We start from the raw sequence: 20,811 nt of genomic DNA on the forward strand, positions 1-20,811 counted from the left end.
TCAGGCGCGCACACCGGGGTGGGCGCGGGGCCTGCTGGGCGGGGGCAACTCCCCGATGTCTACGAAGAGTTCGGGGCGCTCGGCCTGGATGGTGCCGATGTCGGCGAACACGATCTGCAGGTGACCGCGCAGCGCCTGCTCGGCCCGTGGTGCGTCGCGCAGTTCGAGGGCGTCGACCACCGCCTTGTGCTCGTCGATGAGGTGCTCGATACGGCGGGGCAGCGGCAGGCTCAGCCGGCGGGCGCGGTCGAGGTGGGCCTTGGCGGTGGTGACCGTGCGCCACAGTGTGCGGTGGCCGCTGGCCTCCATCAGGCGGCGGTGGAACGCCTCGTCCTGCTCGAAGAACAGATCGTCGTCCGCCGCCTCGAACGCGGCGCGCTGGGCGTCCAGAATCGCGCGCAGCGCGGCGATGTCCTCGCCGTCGGCCCGCTGCACCGCCTCGCGCAGCGCGGCCAGTTCGAGCGCCTCGCGCATGAACTGGGCCTCCAGGACGGCGTCGACGCTGATCCGTGAGACGAACGTGCCGAGCTTCGGGAAGATGTCGACCAGCGACTCCTCGCCGAGCAGGATCAGCGCCTCACGCACCGGGGTGCGGCTGACGTCGAGTTCCGCGGCGAGTTCGTTCTCCGACAGCGGGGCGCCCGGCAGCAGTGCGAGGGACGTGATGCGCGAGCGCAGCAGCGCGTGCACCCGTGCCCGGTTCGACTCCCTGGGCGGCGCCGCCTCCGCCGTGCGTCGTGTCGTCTTCATGGTTCGTCGCTGCTCGTCCCGCATGCCGTCACCTTCTCACCTCAGCTGCGGAAATTCTTACATACAAGCCTTGTATGTAAGTAGCTGCGCAGGTAGAAAGTGACAGGCCCGCCCCCGACCGGAGGTCAACGATGACCAGCCACCCCGTCACCGACACCGAGGTGACGACGCAGTCCGGCACGACCCCGCCACCTCGCCCCCGCGGCCGCGGCAAGAACGTCCGTTGGGGCATCGCCGTGCTCTGCTTCGGCGGCCTCGCGGTCAACTACCTCGACCGCTCCACCCTCAGCGTCGCACTGCCCGCCATGTCCAAGGACCTGCACATAGGCCCCGAGACCCAGGGCTTCGTCCTCAGCGCGTTCTTCGTGACGTACGCGATCTGCCAGCTGCCCGCCGGTGCGCTTCTCGACAAGTACGGCGTGAAGCGGGTCTTCGCGCTCGGCGCGATCTGGTGGTCGGTGGCCACCATCGGCATGGGCCTGGTGCGCGGTGTCGGCTCGCTCATCGGGGCGCGGATGCTGCTCGGCGCGGGCGAGGCCGCGGGGTACCCGGCGCCCGCGAAGGCCGTCTCGCGCTGGTTCCCGCGGCACGAGCGCACCCTCGCCAACAGTGTGTGGGACAACGGCGCCCGCGTCGGCACCGCCATCGCCCTGCCGCTCGTCACCATGCTGGTCTCGGTCTTCCACTGGCGGGTCGCCTTCGTCGTCTGCGGACTGCTCGGATTCCTGTGGATCATCGGCTGGTGGCGGCTCTACCACGAGCCCGCCGACCACCCGAGGCTCAGCGCGGAGGAGCGCGAGTACATCGAGGCCGGCGGCGCGCGCATCGAGGAGACACCTGCCGAGAAGGCGGACGCGCCCAAGGTGCGCTGGCGCGACCTGTTCCGGTACCGGACGGTCTGGGGCATGATGCTGGGCTTCTTCTGCCTCAACTACGTCATCTACTTCTTCATCACCTGGTTCCCCAGCTACCTCGTCGACGAGCGCGGCTTCGACCTCCTTTCGCTCGGCTTCTTCGGCACCGTCCCCGGCCTCGTCGCCATCGTGGGCTCACTGCTCGGCGGCTACACGGCCGACCGGCTGCTGCGCAAGGGCTGGTCCACCACCAAGGTCCGCAAGACCTGCCTCATCTCCGGCACCCTGTGCTCGTCCGTCATCGCGCTCGCCGTCGTCGTACCGACCGCGTCCGGCGCGCTCGCGCTGCTCTCCCTGAGCTACGCCTCGCTGACCTTCGCCACCGCGTCCGTCGCCTCGCTGCCCGCCGACGTCGCGCCCACCGCAGGCCATGTCGCCTCCCTCGCCGGCATCCAGAACTTCGCCTCGAACGTCGCGGGCGCCCTCGGCCCGATCGTCACCGGCTTCCTGCTGGCGGCATCCGGCGGTTCGTACCTGGTGCCGCTGCTGGTCTCCGGCGCGCTGTCGATCGTCGGCGCCCTGACCTACGCGTTCGTCATCAAGCGCGTCGAACCGCTGCCGGTTCGCTAGGGCGTTGGATCCCGTCGTCCCGTCGTTCGACACCCCCAGAAAGGAGCGCCCTCGTGACCACCACCATCACCACGCACCGCGCCGCCGTGCTGCACGGGCCCAAGGACCTGCGCGTAGAGGACCGTTCAGTGCCCGAGCCGGGCGACGGTGAGGTGCTCGTCGCCGTCCGCGCCGTCGGTCTGTGCGGCTCCGATCTGCACTACTACGAGCACGGCGAGAACGGGCCGAACGTGCTGCGGCAGCCGACCGTCCTCGGCCACGAGCCGTCCGGGTACGTCATCGGCCGCGGCGCGGGCACGGACGACCTGCCCGAGGGCACGCCCGTGGCCATCGAACCCGCACACCCCTGCGGGCGCTGCGCGCTGTGCAGGGCCGGGCGCTACAACCTGTGCCCGAAGGGCACCTGCTTCGGCTCACCTCCCACGAACGGCGCGCTGGCCGAACTCATCGCCGTACCAAGGGACTTCGTGCACCCACTGCCCGAGGGCATGGACGTGAGGCTGGGCGCGCTCGTCGAACCCCTCGCGGTCGCCGTGCACGCCGTGCGTCGCGCCGGCGTCGCGCCCGGCGAGCGGGTCCTGGTCACCGGCGCCGGGCCGATCGGTGTGCTCGTCGCCCAGGTCGCCGCCGCCTGCGGAGCCCTGGTGACCGTGTCCGATGTGGCCCCGGCGCGGCGTGAGTTCGTGGCCCGGTTCGGCGCCGAGACCATCGACGCGACCGCGCTCACCCCCGACCCCGACCGGGCACACGCGCTCGCCGACCCGGACGGCTACGACACCGTCCTGGACTGCTCCGGCGTAGGACCCGCACTGGTCTCCAGGATCCGCGCACTGCGTCCCGGCGGCACCGCCGTCGTCGTCGGCAACCCGAACCGCCCGGAGACAGAACTCCCTTTGGCCTGGATGCAGCGCCAGGAGATGTCCCTGCTCACCTCCTTCCGGTACGCCGCAGGGGACTTCGCGGCGGCCGTGCGGCTCGCCGGGGCCGGCCGCGTACGCCTCGAAGAGCTGGTCACCGCCGAGTTCCCGCTGGAGCGGGCCGACGAGGCGTTGCGCTCCGCGCTGGTCGACCGTACGCAGATGAAGGTGCTTGTTATGCCCGGCGGGGTGGTTGTGTGACCGGCTCCGATCGGCGCGGTCTGCCGCGGCTGGGACGGGCTGCGTTGGCCTGCTCAAGCGCCGCGGGGGCTGGAAGAGATTGGGGCTCTGCCCCATACCCCGCTGCCTCTCGTCCCAGAGCGGGGCTTGAGGGTGCCCCCGGCATCGTCCACCTCGGGCTCGGGAACTTCCACCGCGCCCACCAGGCCGTGTACACCGCCGACGCGCTGCGGCACACCGACGGGCCGTGGGGGATCACCGGTGTGTCCACCACGTCCGGCAACCGCCCCCGGCCGGTGATCGAGGGCATGGCCGCGCAGGACGACCTCTACACCGTGCTCACCCTGCACCGCGACGGCGCCGTCGCCGCGGGCGTGCCCGGCGTGCACCACAAGGGACTTGTCGCCGACGGGCAGGGCGCGGACGTGGTCGCCGCCATCGGCGCCGCCACCACCCGCATCGTCTCCCTCACGGTCACGGAGAAGGGCTACACGTTCGGCGCCGACGGCCGCCTGGACCTCGACGACCCGATCGTCCGCGCCGACCTCGCGGGCGGCACACCGCGCACCGCGCTCGGCCTGATCGCACGCGGGCTGCAACAGCGGCTACGCACGGGCGCCCCGCCCGTGACGCTCCTCAGTTGCGACAACCTCATGGACAACGGGCGCCAACTCCGGTCCCTGCTCGACGAGTTCATCGCCGCGCTGCCTGTCGCCGAGCGCGAGGACCTCCAGGCGTACGCCGACGCCTCCGTGTCGACGCCGAACAGCATGGTCGACCGGATCGCGCCCGCCACCACCGACGAGCACCGCGACATGGTCGCCCGCGCGTTCGGCGTCCGTGACACCGTGCCGGTGCCCGCCGAACCGTACAAACTGTGGGTGATGCAGGACGACTTCCGCGCGGGGCGTCCCGCGTGGGAGAAGGCGGGCGCGGTGTTCACCGAGGACGTGGCGCCGTACGAGCTGATGAAGCTGCGCCTGCTGAACGGCGCCCATTCTCTGCTCGCCTACCTCGGACTGCTGCGCGGCCACCGCTCCATCGACCGGGCCGTGGGCGATGAACTCCTTGGCGGCGCCGTCGAGTTCGCGATGCGTGAGGAGATCCTGCCGACCGTCCCCGAACCCGCGGGCATGCCCGGCGCGGCCTACGTCGGCGAACTCCTCGACCGCTTCGCCAACCCGGCACTCGGCCACCGCACCGCCCAGGTCGGCTCCGACGGCTCCCTGAAGATCCCCGTGCGCTGGGCCGGAACCCTCACCGAGTCACTGGCCGCGGGACGCGTGCCGCGCGTGCTCGCGCTCGGTTTCGCCGCGTACGTGCGCGTGTTCACGGCCGACGGCGCGTACGACGAGCGGAGCCTGGGCACCGTCCACGACGGCGCCCGCGCCCGCCTCACCGCCCTCGCGTCCCGCGCGAGCGGCCCCGATGGCAAGGCCCGCCTACTGCTCGCCGAAGGCGGGCTGCTGCCCCAACTGGTGGCCCAGCACGCCGAGTTCGCGGACGCCGTCGCCGAGTCCGCCCGGACCCTGGACGCACACGGGGCCGAAGCCGCACTGCGCGCCGCCCGCATCTGAGCCCGAGACACCACACCACGACGCCTCCCGAGAGAAGGGCTCCGCATGTCCTCCACCATCACCTCCGCCGAGGTCTTCGTCACCTGCCCCGGCCGCAACTACGTCACCCTGAAGATCACCACCTCCGACGGTGTCACCGGCATCGGCGACGCCACCCTCAACGGCCGCGAGCTGTCCGTCGCCTCCTACCTGCGCGACCACGTCTGCCCCACGCTCATCGGCAAGGACCCGGCCCGCATCGAGCATCTGTGGCAGTACCTGTACAAGGGTGCCTACTGGCGGCGCGGGCCGGTCACCATGACCGCGATCGCCGCCGTCGACGTCGCCCTGTGGGACATCAAGGGCAAGGTCGCGAACCTGCCCGTCTACCAGCTGCTCGGCGGCGCCGCCCGCGACGGTGTCACCGTCTACGGCCACGCCAGCGGCAACACGATCCCCGAACTCCTCGACGACGTACGTCGGTTCCGCGACAAGGGCTTCCGCGCGGTCCGCGCCCAGGCGGCGGTGCCCGGACTGGAACGCGTCTACGGCATGCGCAAGGGCGACGGAGACACCTACGAGCCCGCCGACGGCGATCTGCCGACCGAGGAGGTCTGGGACACCGGCGCCTACCTGGACTTCGTGCCGGAGTACATGGCCGCCGTCCGCGAGGAGTTCGGCTACGGTTTCCAACTGCTGCACGACGTGCACCACCGGCTCAGCCCGATCGAGGCGGGCCGGCTCGGCAAGTCCCTTGAGCCGTACCGCATGTTCTGGATCGAGGACCCCACCCCGGCCGAGGACCAGGAGGCCTTCCGCCTCATCCGGCAGCACACCACGACACCGCTCGCGGTCGGCGAGATCTTCAACTCGATCTGGGACTGCCAGCACCTCATCACCAACCGGCTGATCGACTACATCCGCGCCTCCGTCTCCCACGCGGGCGGCATCACCCACCTGCGCAGGATCTTCTCGCTCGCGGAGCTGTACGGGGTGCGCTCCGGTTCGCACGGCGCGGGCGACCTCTCCCCGGCGTCGTTCGCCGCGGCGCTCCACCTCGACCTGTCGATACCGAACTTCGGCATGCAGGAGTACATGGCCCATCTCCCCGGCTACGAGGAGGTGTTCCACACGTCCTGGACCTTCGAGGACGGCCTGATGCACCCCGGCGGCCGCCCCGGCATCGGCGTCGACTTCGACGAGAAGGCCGCCGAGCGCTTCCCGTACGAGCGCAGGTACCTGCCGGTGAACCGGCTGCGGGACGGGGGTGTGCACGACTGGTAGCGCAGGCGGGGCAGGCGGTTCATATCGTGAAGAGGAGGTCGATCATGAACATCAGCTGGTGGACGTCCACGTTGATGTAGTACTGGTCGAAGTCGAGCGGCCCACCCTTGAGGGAGGTCGTGGTGCGGACGTCGTGCGCCAGCATGCCCGGGATGCCCCTTGGGGCGATCGCCGAGTACTTGGTGCCGGCCCCGTTGAACAAGATCTGCTCCGGGAAGAACACCGCTGACTTGAACTGGCCGGGCACCGTCATCTCGACTGCCAGGATTTTGCTGAAGCGGTCCTGGATACGGGCGATCTGCGGGCCCACCGAAAGCGCGGCGCCGGGCAGTTTGATCTCGGCGCCGCTCAGCAGCCCCAGATAGAGCGTGTCGATCACCTGGTCCGACGGCATGAAGTACGACGTGCGCGCGGTGTCCACGAACTTGACCTTGCGGCCGCCGGGCTGATGGATCCAGATGTCCAGGGCGAGCATCGGCGGGCCGAAGCTTCCGGAGAGGTCGGTGACCGGGGTACCGCGGGCGTCGACCAGCTGCTTGGAGGGGTCTTTGACGTCGTCGACCAGCTGGTTCATGGCCCATCGCTCCTTGGCGGCGAGCCGGTCGAGCGTGATGTGCAGCTTCTCGTGGCCGTGGGAGAGCAGTTCGAAGCCCTCCCCACCGAAGACGCCCCGCAACCCCTGCCACTTGGCGCGCAGCTCGGGGGCGGTGTACGCGGGATAGTCCACCCGGTGCATCAGGTTGAGGAACCAGTCGGCGACGCCCAGGTGGTTCACGAGATGCACGCGCTTGGGGTCGATGTGAAGTGCTTCGCTGGCGTCGGCGAGTTTGGCCCGTACCTGGAGCTGGTGCTGGGTTGGCGCCAGGTACGCCTGGTGCGGGCCGAGGACCGTGCGGGCCTCCCGCAGCACCGAGGCGAAGTGCAGCACACCGGGCTTGGTCACGGTGCCGAGGGGTGGCGCGCCGAGGCCCTGGAGCAGCGACGTGTTGTGCAGCCATGCCTTATGGAGCATGCCGTCCAGGCTGAACTTCTTGCCGCCCATGGCCCTGAGCCCACCTCCCGGCCGGTGCTCGCGATGTCTACAGGCCGAGTACCGTGCGCAGATCCCCGTAGTAGCCGTGCAGTTCGAGCAGCGGCCTGACCTCGGCCCACTGACCCGGCCCCAGGGAGAACACGAACAGCAGCAGGCTCTCGTCGACGTTGTCGATGTACTGAGCGCGGTACGCCCGCAGTTCACCGAGGCGGGCCAGCGCGGGCAGCGCGAGCGCGTTCGGCCGCATCAGCAGCGTGGACAGGATCTCGTCGAGCATCGACAGCTGTCCGGTCACGGTGTGCAGGGTGTGCGCCAGGAGGATCGCGTCGGCGATCCGGGCCGCGGTCACCGCGCCCGGGGCGATCTCCGCTGCCGGAGTGAAGAGCAGGACCAGAGAAATGGCCGAGGCGAGCTTGCTGAAGGTCGACCAGAAACCCTCCCACAGAGCGGACGACTTGCGGCGTTCCTCGAGTTCGGGTCGCAGCACGGCCACGTAGTGTTGGCGGACGACACGGGTGAAGCTGTCGCGGCGCACCACACCCGTCTCCGCCAGGGTGTCGAGCATCGAGTCGCAGACCAGCGGGAAGTAGGCGGCCGAAGGGCCCAGCCGGGCCAGCGCCCAGTCGATGAGTGCGGCCTCCGGACCGGGGGGTTCGATGACGACCTCGGAAATGTTGTCGACGGTCACCGGCAGGCCGTCCTCCCAGCGGGGGCCGGCGCCCCGCAGCACGGCGGAGGAGATGCTGCGCCCGGCGTCGATGCCCTCGCCGAGCCGGTCGGCCCGGTCCAGGAACTCCTTGAGCGTGCGGCCGATGAGGTGCTCCATCTGCCAGCGCTTGGTGTCGTCCTCCATGCTGTTGAGGGCGAGCAGCGCGAGCGGGGCGTTGAGGTGGATCACCCGCCGCATCGACTCGTACAGTTCCAGGGCGGCCCGGGCCGCCTCACCTGGCTGCTGCTCCTTGTCGCCGACGAGCGCGTCGCACTTCTTGCGCTGGGCGTGGGCCGTCCGCATCGCCTTGTAAACGGCTTCGGCACAGCCCGGATCCTTGAAGGCCCACGCCTTCCCGGCGATGGTGGCGTAGTAGCCGAGCGGAACGTCGACCTTGATGCGGTGGAAGCCGAAGTGCTTCCAGGCCGCGGCGAGTTCGGACGCTACGTGGGACAGCTGCAGGGTGAGTCGCTCCGCCGCGAGCCGTTCGATCTCGATCAGCTCCTGCCGGATCAGCAGATACAGCACCCGCTGGGTGAAGCGGAAGAACTCCTGAGCAAGCGCCAGCGGCCGGTCCTCGGCGGTGAGCCGGTCCTCGATGGCATCGGCCACGGCGGTGATCGCCGTCCAGCCCTGGTAGGTGTAGAGGTCGAACAGCTGGCGGTAGAGGTCGCGGTCGAAGACGACGACCTCCTCGCGGCCGGCCACCGGCACCTCGGGATATCCGGACTCCTGTGGCAGCCCGCGGAGGTGGGCGGACCCGGCCGCCTTCCGGAAGGCGTCGCGCAGCTGTACCTCGTACTGGCGCAGCCGCACGAGGTACAGCCGCTTCAGCCGGCCGATCAGCGTGGAGTCGTCCTCCGCGCTCGGCAGTGTGAACGGATCCGGCCCGCGGGTGAGGCCCTCGTCCGGATCGGGCCACAGCTCCACATGTGTGAACATCAAGGCCTGACCTGGGGGTTTGACCCATGACCGTTGCGCAGTGCCTGTCCGCCGGACGGCTGCTTGGTGTCGACCTGGTCGGCGCCGGCGCGCTCGGCCGCCAGATCGGGCAGTCGGTCCTGGCTGCCTTGCAGGTACACCAGCGTCGTCGGCACCACGAACGACCAGGGCTTCCCCTCCGGGGTGGCGTGGTAGCGGTCGTCCTGTTGCCGGCGCAGCTCCTCGTGGATCGGCAGATACAGTTGATCGCCGATGACTGGGGCGTCCCCGCCGAACCAGGGCTCGCGGGTGCACAGGAAGTGCTCCACGTCGGCGTTGTAGTGCTCGGACACCGGCACCAGGACCCGTACCGCGCCGGCCCGCAGGAACGCCTCGAAGTGCGGGTCCGTGGGCTCGGTGCGGCCGCTCAGCTCGACCCAGCGCTTCGGTGTGCGCCAGAAGTACGGGTAGAAGACGTACGAGATCTGCCGCCAGTCGAATGCCTGCTCAAGGAACTGGATGTGCCGGCCCTTGTCGCGCGAGGATTCCAGGCGCGGCAGCGGATAGGTCACCTCGCGCGGGCCGTTGGAGAAGGTGACGCAGGTGATCTTCTCCTTCTTCTTCTCGTCCCGGTAGACGTCCTCGTCGACCCTGACCCGGATGGTGTCGGCGTCGACGGTGCGGCTGCCCATGGTCTCGTCGTCGGTCAGCAGATCGTCCGAGTCGTCGGCGTCGAACTCTTTGCTGATCATGGCGAGGCACTGGCGCTTGAGTTCGGTGAGGATCGTCTCCCGGTTGACCGATTCGGGTCCGCCGCGAAGGAGTTGGGCCACCGGCACGGAGCTCATCTCGGCGACCTTGTTGCGGTAGTCGACCTGGCGGGACCGGTAGTCGAGCTCCAGCTGCTGGTTCTCCCGGTCCACCCGCTCCTGCTCGATGAGGCGTACGGCCGTGTGGATCTTCTGCTGCCAGGCCTTGAGCTTCACCGTGCCGATCTTCAGGATCAGCGTCAGGGACACCGAGTACTCCGTGACGTCCTGGTGGGCGACCGACAGGGTGAGCAGGTCCCCGTCCATCAGGATCGGGCCGTCCGCCGGCGGCGAGACGTCGCTCTGCGGCGGGTGCAAGAGGTGGTGCTTGATCGTGAGCACGGTGTCGTCGTAGCGCAGCAGGTCCGCACCGTTCATGGTCACGGTGAACTGGTTCCAGTCGAAGGTCGCCGTGTGCTTGTTCTTGTCGGCCGGGAACTCGTCCAGCTCGCGGTAGAGGATCACGCCGGTCGGCCGGACCGTCCGCACCTCGTAGCCGTCGAGACCCTCGACACGGGACTGGTAGGTGTCGATCAGAGGGTGACGCTCCTTGGGGATGTCCTTGCGGGCGAACGTCACCTCGTTCGTCGCCGTGTTCATGAGGGTCACCCGCTTGTATTCCACTGGGTAACTCTCGTTCTGCAGGCCGTACTTCTGCTGCAGCCCGGCGAAGCACTGCGCGTCGATGTCGTCGGGCGTGAAGGACAGCTCGACCTTCTTGTACTCCGGCTCCTTCGGCTGCTCCAGACACGGAAGTTCCGCCTCGTGCTGCCGCAGCCGCGAATCCACGAAGAACGCCGAGGGCTCGGGCAGCACGAACTCGAACATCATCCGGCAGCCGTAGTTGAAGACCTGCGCGCAGTACTCCTTGTCGACCCAGCGGTAGATGCCCGAGACGTGGCCGTGGCCCTCTTCATTGTGGAACTCGTGCTCGTTGCGCTCCTCGACCTCGCGCAGCTTGGTCATCGAGCGCTGCTGGACGGTGCGCGACTGCACCCGGCTGACCGCCTTGCTCACCACTTCCTGCGAGAAATTGAGGGCGGCCTTGTCGGTGCGGTCCTGGGTCCTGCTCCAGGTGATGCCGCCGCCGATGTTGACGACGACGCTGGGCGCCTGCCCGTACGACAGGCTCAGGTTGGCGTTCGCGCCGAGCTGTTCCTTGACCACGCGCTCGCACTCGTTCTTGACCTCGAAGCGAGTGGTGGAACCGGTGTCGGTGGTCGTCTCGCTGTCCTCCTCGGTGGTGCCGGAGAAGACGTCCTCACTCTTGGACAGCAGCCGGTGGTGGCGCTTCTTCAGCTCGCCGAGCATCACGTTGTGGATGTCGGAGATCTCCCCGGGCCGATAGCCCACCAGCCACTGTTTGACGACCTTCAGTTCGGCCACACCCACCGGCTTGATCTCGTTGAACGGGGTGCCGCAGTAGCGGAACAACCGCGCGAACATCGGGTGGATCACCGGCTTCGCGGCCAGCAGCTCTCTCAACTGGGCGCCGGTGGCCACGGATGGGCCGGCCAGGTGCTCCAGGACGTGCAGCGTCCGCAGCCCGTCGATGATCCCCGACAGGTCGAGCGGGGCCCACCGCCGAAGGATGTAGAGCAGATACAGGGTGTCGAACAGGACCCGCTTGGCCGCCATGAACTCGACGCTGTGCACGGCCCCGTCGTACACGACCTGTCGTGCGACGCGCCCACCGAGGGCCTGGTCGAGGTCCTGCCGGAACTTCGCGGGCAGCGTCGCGGGCGACTGCTCCGCCGCCGCCCGCAGCACCTTCAGCACCGCGTTGAGCCTGGCCACCAGAGGCACGCCCAGTATCTGGTCCAGGGTGTCCGGCAGCACGAAGTACACATCACCCACCCTCAGATGCGCATGCCGCTCCAGCTCGGCGAGGTCCACGGGCGCGCTCGGCTCCATCGCCTCCCGAGGGTGGCAATTGGCGATCACGCGAGGGGTGAGCAGGCCGAGAAGGGCGTCGAACAGGTCCTGCATCGCCGCGTCGGACGGCTCCTGGTGCTCGCAGCACACCTTGGTGAAGACCAGCCGCCCGATCCTGGAAGGGCTGTTCGGCGAGTGCAGATCGGTGTCCTCGCGCACCGCCTTGCCCGCGCGCAGGACAAGGGCGTCGTCACGGATGTACGCGCGGCGCAGCACCGAGGCGTCGACCGCCCGCGGCGGCCGGACCACCAGGAAGTCGAGGATCGGCAGCCGCTCGTACTCCTTGGGTTCCGCGTCGTCGGCCACGGCCGCTCACCCGGCGTACTGCGGGCCAGGGGAGGCCACCGGCGGCGGGGTGAGGCTGCGTAGCGCGGTAGCCCACAGGTAGCACTTGGAGGTCATGTCGATCAGCTGATCGGCCGGGCCGTTCGGAGGGAACCGCAGGACGGCGGCGATCGCCTCCGCGCCCCGGATCGCGGTGCGCTGCCGGTTGCTGCTGCCGGCCCGGGTGAGCGGTGCCGGCGCCTCCTGGCCGGCCACGGCGGGCAGCGGGAACTGGCGGTCGATCTCCTCCAGGAGCTTGTCGGCGTTGGCGTCCTCGCGGAACGGCCAGTCGGGGTGCGGAGGAGTCGTGATCCCGAACGCCGCGTTGATCCCGGCGTCGTGCAGCAGCGGATAGGAGAGCTGCCGGGCGATCCCACCCAGGGTCTCCTCCACGCTCCACACCAGGCTGTCGCCGTGCAGGCCCGCCAGATAGGACTGCAGCGTCACATGGGCGTTGCGCACCGACGCGAGCAGCAGGTCGACGCCGGTGTCGTAGACCCGTTCGGCGTACTTGCAGCAGGCGTCGAGGAGGGCGTCGCGCTCCTGCGGGAAGCTGAAGCCGCCCGCGTCGCGCACCGGCCGGGACGCCGTCTCCTGGAAGGCGCCCAGGTAGACGGCGGTGCGCTGGGCCCTGTCGGGCACCCGCTCGTCGTGACCGTACCGGGCCCGCAGCCGGGCCAGATCACTGGCCGACCCCTTCTCGCGCAGCCGCGTGAACATCTGCGGGCGTTCGACCGCGGCGATCGCGACCCGGTGCGCGGCGCACACCACATGGTCCATGTGCAGGTAGAAGTAGAGCGCCGCCGCCTGGCCGGGGTCCGAGGTCAGCGCGTCGAACGATGCCTCGTCGGCGATCGGCGGCCCGAACCGCCCCTCGCCCTCGCGTCCCTGATCCCGGTCGCCTGCGGCCTTCGTCGTGCCCTTGCGGCTGCTGGTCGGCATTGCGCGCCCCCCTGGTTTCGGGCAGGGCCGACGCGGCGGCCCCAGGCCAGGGAGAGTAGGACGGCAGGCTGGTTGGCGAAACGGGCCAACCGGCCCTGATGTGGGGCATGTTCGGGCGCAGGGGCGGATCGGATCGGACGGTTCACGGTCCGGATGGCCGGCCGGCGGTTCAGCCCAGGCAGTCCTCCGGCCTCGTACCCCGGTGCGTCAACGGCAGCCCCAGCTCGGCGCGTTCGGTGAGCCAGCGCGTCGGGCGGTGGCGGGGGTCGCCCGTGGTGGTGTGCAGGGAGCGCTGAAGGTCCAGCATGCGGGCGGCGCCGATGCGGTCGCCCCAGGCCAGCGGGCCTACGGGGTAGCCGAGGCCGAGTGTCACGGCGAGGTCGATGTCCGCCGGGGCGGCGAGCGAGCGCTCGGCGATCGACGCGGCGACCGACACCACCGAGGCGAGGAGGCGCTGGGCCACCGAACCGGCGGTGTCACGGACGAGTGTCACCGTGTGGTCGCCGCGGGCCAGGACCGCGCGGGCGTCGCGGGCGGCGGCCGGGTCGGCCGCCGGTGTCACCGACAGCACACGGCGGCCGCTCGCCACCGACAGCGGGTCCACGCCGAAGGTGCGCGCGGCGGGGAGCCCGTGGGCGGCGACCGCGTCGGCCACGGTGGTGCCCCAGACCGGGACGAGGGCAATGGCCTCGGCGGATGGGCGGCTGTCGTGCTCCACGGAGGCGCCGGCCGTCGTCAGCGCGTCCCGCAGGGCCTGCACGTCCCCGCCCTCGCCCGCGACGTGGACCGGGCGGCCCGCGTCGCCCGTCACCGGCTCCTCGGGGGAGCCCGACTCCTCTAGGCCGTACGCGTACCAGCCCTGCCCGGTCTTGCGGCCGAGCAGGCCCGCCGTCACCCGGTTCGGTGTGAGGTAGGACGGGCGGAGCCGGGGCTCGTGGCGGAAGCCCTGCCAGATGGAGTCGATGACCGCGGCCGTGACATCGAGCCCCGTGAGGTCCATCAGCTCGAACGGACCCATCCGCAGCCCCAGTACATCGCGCGCGACGCGGTCGATGTCGACGGGCCGCGCCACCGACTCCTCCAGGAGCGCGAGCGCCTCGGTCACCAGGCCGCGCCCGGCGTGGTTGACCAGGAAGCCCGGTGTGTCGGCCACCGTCACCGCCCGATGCCCGCAGCTTTCGACCAACTCCATGAGGAGCGAAGGGAGTTCGGGGCGGGTGGCGGCGCCCGGCACCACCTCCACGATCCGCATCAGCGGAACCGGGTTGAAGAAGTGCAGACCCGCGAGGCGCGTCGGGTCGTCGAGCGAGGCGGCGATCCGCGTCACCGACAGGGACGACGTGTTCGTCGCGAAGACGGTGGTGGCCGGCAGCGCCTGCTCCAGCTTCCCGAAGACCTCCGCCTTCGTGTCCAGGTCCTCCCGTACGGCCTCGACCACCAGCTCCACGTCGGGGCCCGGTGCCCAGGGATCGTCCAGCGGGATCAGCCGCGCCACGGCCGCCGCCCCGTCGTCGGCGGTCATGCGGCCCTTGGCCACCGCGCGGTCCAGCATCGACCGTACGAACGCGACGGCATCGCGCACCGCCTCCGCCCGGACGTCACCCAGCTCGACGGTGTGCCCGCCGCTCGCCGCCCACTGGGCGATGCCGCGGCCCATGGCTCCGGCGCCGACGATCCTGATACGCATGGCAGTTGGGGTCCTTTCGCAGATTCGGGAGGTGTGCCGTACGGGGTGGGTCAGCGGAGGTAGACCCGGCCGGGGTCGACGTCCTCGCGCAGCAGCCGCAGCTCCGCCGCGCTCGGCGGTTCCACCGTCTCGACGCGGTCGGCCACCTTCAGGTCCCAGCCCGTGGCCTCCTTGACCTGCTCGACGGTGACACCGGGGTGGACGGCGGTGAGCCGCAGTTCCTCGCCGACGCCCTCGCGGGCCAGGATGCCCAGCTCGGTGATGACACGCGTGACACCGACGCCCAGCGGCCGGATGCCCTCGGCGAGCGCGCGGTCGGGGCCGGGGGTGGTGCAGAAGTCCAGGGTCTCGGTGAAGGAGCGCGGGTTGTGCCGGCGCATCACGACGAAGACCTCACGGGAGTTGGCCATCACCTCGATGCCGCCGCCGGATCCCGGCAGCCGTACCGACGGGCTCTCCCAGTCCCCGATGACCGAGGTGTTGAGGTTGCCCCAGCGGTCGATCTGCGCGGCGCCCAGGAAGCCGACGTCGATGTGTCCGCCCTGCAGCACACACCCGAACAGGGCCGGCATCGAGAGCACGGCCTCCGCGCCCGAGATGAGCACGGCGTCCGCGATGGTCTCCGGCAGGTGCGAGGGGTGTGCGCCGCACACCCCGGACTCGTAGACGACCTCGATCTGCGGGGCGACCGTCAGGTGCGCCAGTTCGGTGGCGAGGGTGGGGAGGCCGATTCCGGCGAACACCGTGCGGCGGGCGGCCAGTTCGCGTGAGGCGACGACGGAGAGCAGCTCCGAAGAGGTGACCGTGTCGGTGACCCCGGGTGTCTCGGGCGTGGCGGCAGTCATGGTGGTCCGTTCCTTCTCGTGTGTCGCGTCCTTCTCGTGTGTCGCGCTCACAGTCGCCGCCCGTAGTTCACCGGTTCGCTGAGGGCCTCGCCGACCGCGAGTCCCTCCCAGAACTCCTCGCCCTGCTTGGCGACGTACTCGGCGTGGTCGGCCGTCCCGTACACCCACTCCGCCAGCCACTCCTGGAGACGCTGAGGATCCTTGCTGATGTGCGACCAGGCGCGGTAGAAGGCGTTGTCGCGGTCGTAATAGCCCTGCGCGAACGACGGGTGCGCGCCGCGCGGACACACCACGACGGCGTCGACGGCGTGGGCAGGGACGAGCGTGCGGTTGGGGTCCGAGCGGACCACGTCGTCGTCGACGAGCTCCTCGACCACCACGATCGCCTTGTCGGCCGCGTACACCGCCTCGGCCTGGATGCCGGTGAGGCCCCAGATCTGGGTGTTGCCGCGACGGTCGGCGCGCTGCGCGTGGATGATCGTGACGTCCGGGTTCACGGGCGGGACCACGTAGATCTGCTCGGGTTCCCCTTCGGGGCCAGGGTAGGGCGAAGTCACCTTCCGCAGCGCGTTGTTGATGCCGGGCAGGTCGCTGCCGCCGTAGGAGCGCAGCGGGTAGAACGGGAGGCGCTGGGAGCCGGCCAGGTAGCGGCAGATCATCCCGTAGTGGCTGTACTCCTCGAACGCGAGCGGCGCGGGGTCCGCTCGCTCGATCCTGCGGCGCAGTTCACCGAGCGAACCCGCGGAGGAGTTGCCGACGAAGGAGGAGACGAGGCGCGAGACGCAGCCCGCGGCGAGCATCTGGTCCACGACGATGTCCGCCGTCATCCGGACGACCGTGAGGTCCCTGCGGCCCTGCCGGATGATCTCGTGTCCGGCGGCGGTGGGGACGAGGTGGGTGAAGCCCTCGATGCTGACGGTGGCGCCGTCGTGCACGAAGGCGGCGATGGCCTCCTTCATCGACATGACCTTCGGTGACACGGTGCTCCTCGGTGAGTGCGTAGGGGTGGCCCTACCGTGTCAGCGCCTATTGATTGCCGTCCAATACCAAATTAAGGTCGGATCAAGACTCCTGATTAATGAATCTCCTGATTGATGAAGGGGGGCGGGCTCGTGGAGCTGCGTCATCTCACCGCGTTCACCGCCGTCGCCGAGGAACTCCACTTCGGGCGGGCCGCCAAGCGGCTGCAGATGGCGCAGCCGCCGCTGAGCCAGCAGATCCGGCAGCTGGAGAAGGAGCTCGGCGTCCAGCTCTTCGAGCGCAACACCCGCTCCGTGCGCCTCACCAGCGCGGGGGAGTCCTTCCTCGAACCCGTACGGACGGTGCTCGACGACCTCGACACGGCGGTGCGGGCCGCGAAGGCCGCCGGGCGCGGGGAGTTCGGCCGGGTCACCATCGGCTTCGCCGGCGCCTCCAGCCACGAGACACTGCCCCGGCTCACCCGCGCGGTACGGGCCGCGCACCCGGCCCTCGAACTGGTCATGAAGGGCCAGACGTACGCCAACGTCGCGCTCGACCGGGTCGCGGACGGCTCGCTCGACCTCGGTTTCGTGCGGCTCCCGGTGACCCAGCCGGGCGTGGCCCACCGGGTCATCGACGAGGAGGAGCTGCTGTGCGCGCTGCCCTCCGACCACCACCTCGCCGCGCTCGACGAGATCCCCATCGGGATCCTCGCCGACGAGCCCTTCGTCTCCTTCCCCGCGAACGCCGGGTCGACGGTGCGCGACGCCATGGTCGAGACCTGCGAGGCGGCCGGGTTCAACCCGCGCGTGGTGCAGGAGGCCCCCGACTCGTACACGATCCTGGCGCTGGTGGCGGCCGGTGTCGGTGTCACGCTCACGGTGTCCTCGGTGCGGCACATCCAGCAGACCGGGCTCGTCTACCGGCCCCTCGCGGGAGAGCCCATCCGGCGTCAGGCGGCCCTCGCCTGGCGGGCCGACAACCCTTCGGCTGCCCTCCGTGCGGTGCTCGCGGTCTGCGAGGAGGCGCTGCCGACGCCCGGAAGCGCTGATGCAGACCCCGGAGGCGCTGATGCAGACCCCGGAAGCACTGATTGAGACGCCTCCCGTCTTGATGGATCGAAAACTTGGTATTGGACCGACTCAGCGGTCGGGTGCGATGGTCGCCTCACCTCCCTGAGCCGCCCGAAAGGTGTTCCGCCGTGCCCGAACAGGACGATGTCGTCATCTGCGAACCACTGCGCACCCCCATCGGGCGCTTCGGCGGCGCCTTCGCCCGGCAGACACCGGCGGCGCTCGCCGCGCGCGTCGTCTCCGAGCTCGTCGCCCGCACCGGAATCGACCCGGACCGCGTCGACGAGGTGATCCTCGGGCAGGCCTACCCCTCGTCCGACGCCCCGGCCGTCGGCCGCGTCGCCGCCCTGGACGCCGGCCTTCCCGACACCGTCACCGGCGCCCAGATCGACCGGCGCTGCGGCTCCGGACTGCAAGCCGTACTCGACGCCGCCATGCAGATCAGGGCCGGGTTCAGCGAGGTCGTGATCGCCGGCGGCGTCGACGTGATGAGCGCCGCCCCGTACTACACACACGACGGCCGCTGGGGCATCAAAGGGCCCGGCCTCCAGCTCCACGACTCGCTCGCGCGCGGCCGGGTCACCGCGGGCGGCATCCACCACCCCGTCCCCGGCGGCATGATCGAGACCGCCGAGAACCTGCGCCGCGAGTACGCCATCAGCCGCGCCGACCAGGACGCCCTCGCCCTGCGCTCGCAAGCACGCGCCGCCCGCGCCGCCCAGGAGGGCCGCTTCGACGCGGAGACCGTGCCCGTCACCGTACGGGGCCGCAAGGGCGACACCGTCGTCAGCTCCGACGAGCACCCGCGCCCGGACACCACCGCCGAGCAACTCGCCGCGCTGCGGCCCATCATGGCCAAGTCCGACCCGGAGGCCACCGTCACCGCGGGCAACGCCAGCGGTCAGAACGACGCGGCCGCCGCCTGCCTCGTCACCAGCGCCGCCACCGCCGAACGCCTCGGCCTCACCCCGCTGGTCCGCCTCGTCTCCTTCGCCCGCGCGGGCGTCCCCGCCAGGACGATGGGCATCGGACCCGTCCCGGCCACCCGGGCCGCCCTGGAGCGCGCCGGGCTCACCCTCGCCGACCTCGACCTGATCGAGCTCAACGAGGCGTTCGCAGCCCAAGTCCTCGCCTGCACCCGCGAGTTGAGCCTCGGCGAGAAGGACCACGAGCAGCGCATCAACATCAACGGCTCCGGTGTCTCCCTCGGTCACCCCGTCGGAGCCACCGGCGCCCGCATCCTCGCCACGCTCGCCCGCGAGATGCACCGCAGCGAGGCGCGCTACGGCCTGGAGACCATGTGCATCGGTGGCGGCCAGGGCCTCGCCGCGGTCTTCGAGCGCGTGGCCGCGTAACGACTCCCCAGTCACCAAAACAGTCCCCAGCAGTCCCCGCCCGTCCCCATCCGCTTGATCAACGACGTTCACGGAGCGACCCATGAGTGCGTCCACCGCCACCTCACGTGCGGAGACCAAAGCCGCCAACAGAGCAGGAGTCGGTGCCTTCGTCGGTTCCACCATCGAGTGGTTCGACTTCTACATCTACGGCACCGCGGCGGCGCTCGTCTTCGACAAGGTGTTCTTCCCCGAACTGGAAGGCGCCATCGGCACGTTGGTCGCCTTCGCCACCTTCTGGGTCGGCTTCCTCGCCCGACCCATCGGCGGGATCATCTTCGGTCACTTCGGCGACCGCCTGGGCCGCAAGAAGACCCTCGTCATCACCCTGCTGATGATGGGGATCTCCACCACCGCGATCGGCCTGCTGCCGAGCTACGCCTCCATCGGCGTCGCGGCCCCCATCCTGCTGGTCTGCATCCGCATGATCCAGGGCATCGGCCTCGGCGGCGAATGGGGCGGCTCCGTCCTCATCGCCTCCGAGAGCGCGCCCAAGGGCAAGTCGGTGCTGTACGGGGCGTTCGCCCAGCAAGGGTCGCCCGTCGGCAACACCCTGGCCACGCTGAGCTTCCTGGCCATCAGCCAGCTGCCCGACGACGCCTTCGTTTCCTGGGGCTGGCGCGTGCCGTTCCTCGCCTCCGCCGCCCTCGTCCTGGTGGGCCTGCTGGTCCGTCTGAAGGTCGCCGAGTCCCCGGCCATGGCCAAGCTCATCGAGAAGAAGGAAGTCGTCAAGCTTCCGCTCACCGAGGTGCTGCGCAGCCACCCCGGCCTCATCGCCCTCGGCATCGGCGCCTGCACCATCGGCCTGTCCGCGACGTACTTCAAGTCGACGTTCGCCCTGTCCTGGGCCACCACGTCGCTCGACTTCGACCGCAGCTCCTTCCTGACGATCATCCTCGTCGCCAACATCACGCAGGTCATCGTCCAGCCCTTCGGCGCCGTGCTCGCCACCAAGATGAAGAGCTGGTCCCGCGCGGTCACCGTCATGCTGGTGCCCGAACTGGTGCTGCTGCCCGTGATGTTCCTGCTCATCAGCACCAACAACTACGGCCTCGCGATGCTCGGCGTCGCCGTCGCCACCATCCCGCACTGCCTGTACTACGCGGCCCTCGCCGGCATGCTCGCCAGCCGCTTCCCCGCCCACCTGCGCTACACCGGCATCTCCCTGTGCTACCAGCTGTGCGGAACGATCCTCGGTGGCACGACCCCGATCGTCGGCCAGTTCCTGCTCAACCGGACGGGATCCATCACCGCGGTCATCGCCTACGCCCTGTTCCAGGTCGCGTTGACGCTGGGCTGCATGCTGCTCCTGCTCAAGCGCCCCAACCACGACGAACTGGCCGCGGACCCGGCCCCGGCACCCCGCACGGTCGCCGCGTCCGCGTGACCGGCGGCAAAGCAAGCCCCTGCGGCGTTTGAGCAGCGGGTCCGGGGCAGAGCCCCGAGGCCGCACCCCTGGCACACGCGTACCTCAAGTCAACGACGAACGGACACCCCGCAATGCCCCTGACCGTCCATGGCATCCCGGAGATCCTCGGCCTCACCGGACGCGACCTCGGGCACTCCGAGTGGAAGGAGATCACCCAGGAGCTCATCGACACGTACGCGTACGTCTCCGGGGACCACCAGTGGATCCACACGGACGTCGAGCGCGCAGAGGCGGGCCCGTACGGACGCACCATCGCCCACGGCTACATGGTCCTCAGCTGGGGAATCCCGATGTTCGGCGAACTGCTCCAGGTCAAGGGCGTGGGCCGGGCCCTCAACTACGGTGTCAACAGGGTCCGTTACCCGGCTCCCGTGCCCGTCGGCAGCCGTGTACGCCTGCACGCCTCCGTCACCGACGTGACGGAGGTCGCGCGGGGCGGCGTGCAGATGACGCGGGCGTTCACCTTCGAACTGGAGGGCTCAAAGAAGCCGGCGTGCGTGGCGGAGTCACTGACGCACTTCTACCCGTAGGCCGGCGGACCGTCAGGGACGGTCCAGCGGCGCCGGCCTACGGACACCT

The 20,811-nt window shown here is 70.2% G+C and carries 16 protein-coding genes; 8 read left to right on the forward strand and 8 right to left on the reverse strand.

What is annotated here, in order from left to right; translation table 11 throughout:
- Positions 1-750: a GntR family transcriptional regulator gene (locus ACFYWS_RS11945; protein WP_389273328.1), complete on the reverse strand. Its 750-nt coding sequence runs from the start codon at positions 748-750 to the stop codon at positions 1-3.
- 131 nt (positions 751-881) lie between these two features.
- On the opposite strand from ACFYWS_RS11945, the gene ACFYWS_RS11950 reads away from it, so the two are divergent.
- From ACFYWS_RS11950 to manD, 4 genes are read left to right on the forward strand one after another with little or no spacing between them, the layout of a single operon-like run.
- Positions 882-2,234 (forward strand): MFS transporter, encoded by a 1,353-nt coding sequence (locus ACFYWS_RS11950; RefSeq protein ID WP_389273331.1) that lies wholly within the window; start codon positions 882-884, stop codon positions 2,232-2,234.
- A 53-nt stretch (positions 2,235-2,287) separates the two neighbouring features.
- Entirely contained in the window at positions 2,288-3,352 is a 1,065-nt protein-coding gene (locus ACFYWS_RS11955; protein WP_389273334.1) for an NAD(P)-dependent alcohol dehydrogenase, read from the forward strand.
- Positions 3,349-4,908: a mannitol dehydrogenase family protein gene (locus tag ACFYWS_RS11960; RefSeq protein WP_389273337.1), complete on the forward strand. Its 1,560-nt coding sequence runs from the start codon at positions 3,349-3,351 to the stop codon at positions 4,906-4,908. The genes ACFYWS_RS11955 and ACFYWS_RS11960 overlap by 4 nt, the downstream gene beginning before the upstream one ends.
- A 45-nt stretch (positions 4,909-4,953) precedes the next feature.
- Positions 4,954-6,171: a D-mannonate dehydratase ManD gene (manD, locus tag ACFYWS_RS11965; protein ID WP_389273340.1), complete on the forward strand. Its 1,218-nt coding sequence runs from the start codon at positions 4,954-4,956 to the stop codon at positions 6,169-6,171.
- Between the two features lie 19 nt (positions 6,172-6,190).
- On the opposite strand, the gene ACFYWS_RS11970 is transcribed toward manD, so the two are convergent.
- The 7 genes from ACFYWS_RS11970 to ACFYWS_RS12000 form a co-directional block, all read right to left on the reverse strand.
- Positions 6,191-7,213 carry a hypothetical protein gene (locus tag ACFYWS_RS11970; protein WP_389273343.1) on the reverse strand — a complete coding sequence of 341 codons (1,023 nt, stop codon included), beginning with the start codon at positions 7,211-7,213 and terminating at the stop codon, positions 6,191-6,193.
- Between the two features lie 37 nt (positions 7,214-7,250).
- Positions 7,251-8,855, reverse strand: coding sequence for a hypothetical protein (locus ACFYWS_RS11975; protein WP_389273345.1), 1,605 nt, complete (start codon positions 8,853-8,855; stop codon positions 7,251-7,253).
- Positions 8,855-11,884 (reverse strand): hypothetical protein, encoded by a 3,030-nt coding sequence (locus tag ACFYWS_RS11980; protein WP_389273348.1) that lies wholly within the window; start codon positions 11,882-11,884, stop codon positions 8,855-8,857. Before ACFYWS_RS11980 ends, ACFYWS_RS11975 begins: the two co-directional genes overlap by 1 nt.
- 6 nt (positions 11,885-11,890) lie before the next feature.
- A complete protein-coding gene (locus ACFYWS_RS11985) occupies positions 11,891-12,844 on the reverse strand; it encodes a hypothetical protein (protein ID WP_389273351.1) in 954 nt (317 codons plus the stop codon).
- Between the two features lie 169 nt (positions 12,845-13,013).
- Complete coding sequence (locus ACFYWS_RS11990) at positions 13,014-14,531, reverse strand: 3-hydroxyacyl-CoA dehydrogenase (protein WP_389273354.1); 1,518 nt, start codon at positions 14,529-14,531, stop codon at positions 13,014-13,016.
- A gap of 50 nt (positions 14,532-14,581) precedes the next feature.
- Positions 14,582-15,376 carry a CoA-transferase subunit beta gene (locus ACFYWS_RS11995; protein ID WP_389273357.1) on the reverse strand — a complete coding sequence of 265 codons (795 nt, stop codon included), beginning with the start codon at positions 15,374-15,376 and terminating at the stop codon, positions 14,582-14,584.
- A gap of 47 nt (positions 15,377-15,423) precedes the next feature.
- A complete protein-coding gene (locus ACFYWS_RS12000) occupies positions 15,424-16,341 on the reverse strand; it encodes a CoA transferase subunit A (protein ID WP_389274090.1) in 918 nt (305 codons plus the stop codon).
- 147 nt (positions 16,342-16,488) lie between these two features.
- Between ACFYWS_RS12000 and ACFYWS_RS12005 the strand changes: the two genes are divergently transcribed.
- The 4 genes from ACFYWS_RS12005 to ACFYWS_RS12020 all read left to right on the forward strand — a co-directional run bounded on the left by ACFYWS_RS12005 (position 16,489) and on the right by ACFYWS_RS12020 (position 20,762).
- Entirely contained in the window at positions 16,489-17,433 is a 945-nt protein-coding gene (locus ACFYWS_RS12005; RefSeq protein ID WP_389273360.1) for a LysR family transcriptional regulator, read from the forward strand.
- Positions 17,434-17,537: 104 nt separating this feature from the next.
- The gene (locus tag ACFYWS_RS12010; RefSeq protein WP_389273363.1) at positions 17,538-18,764 is read left to right on the forward strand and encodes an acetyl-CoA C-acetyltransferase; all 1,227 of its coding nucleotides are present in this window, start codon (positions 17,538-17,540) and stop codon (positions 18,762-18,764) included.
- Between the two features lie 82 nt (positions 18,765-18,846).
- Complete coding sequence (locus ACFYWS_RS12015) at positions 18,847-20,190, forward strand: MFS transporter (protein WP_389273366.1); 1,344 nt, start codon at positions 18,847-18,849, stop codon at positions 20,188-20,190.
- A 113-nt stretch (positions 20,191-20,303) separates the two neighbouring features.
- The gene (locus tag ACFYWS_RS12020) at positions 20,304-20,762 is read left to right on the forward strand and encodes a MaoC family dehydratase (RefSeq protein WP_389273369.1); all 459 of its coding nucleotides are present in this window, start codon (positions 20,304-20,306) and stop codon (positions 20,760-20,762) included.
- Positions 20,763-20,811: the final 49 nt, after the last annotated feature.

The sequence above is a fragment of the Streptomyces sp. NPDC002795 genome, from assembly GCF_042888725.1.
GTDB lineage: Bacteria > Actinomycetota > Actinomycetes > Streptomycetales > Streptomycetaceae > Streptomyces.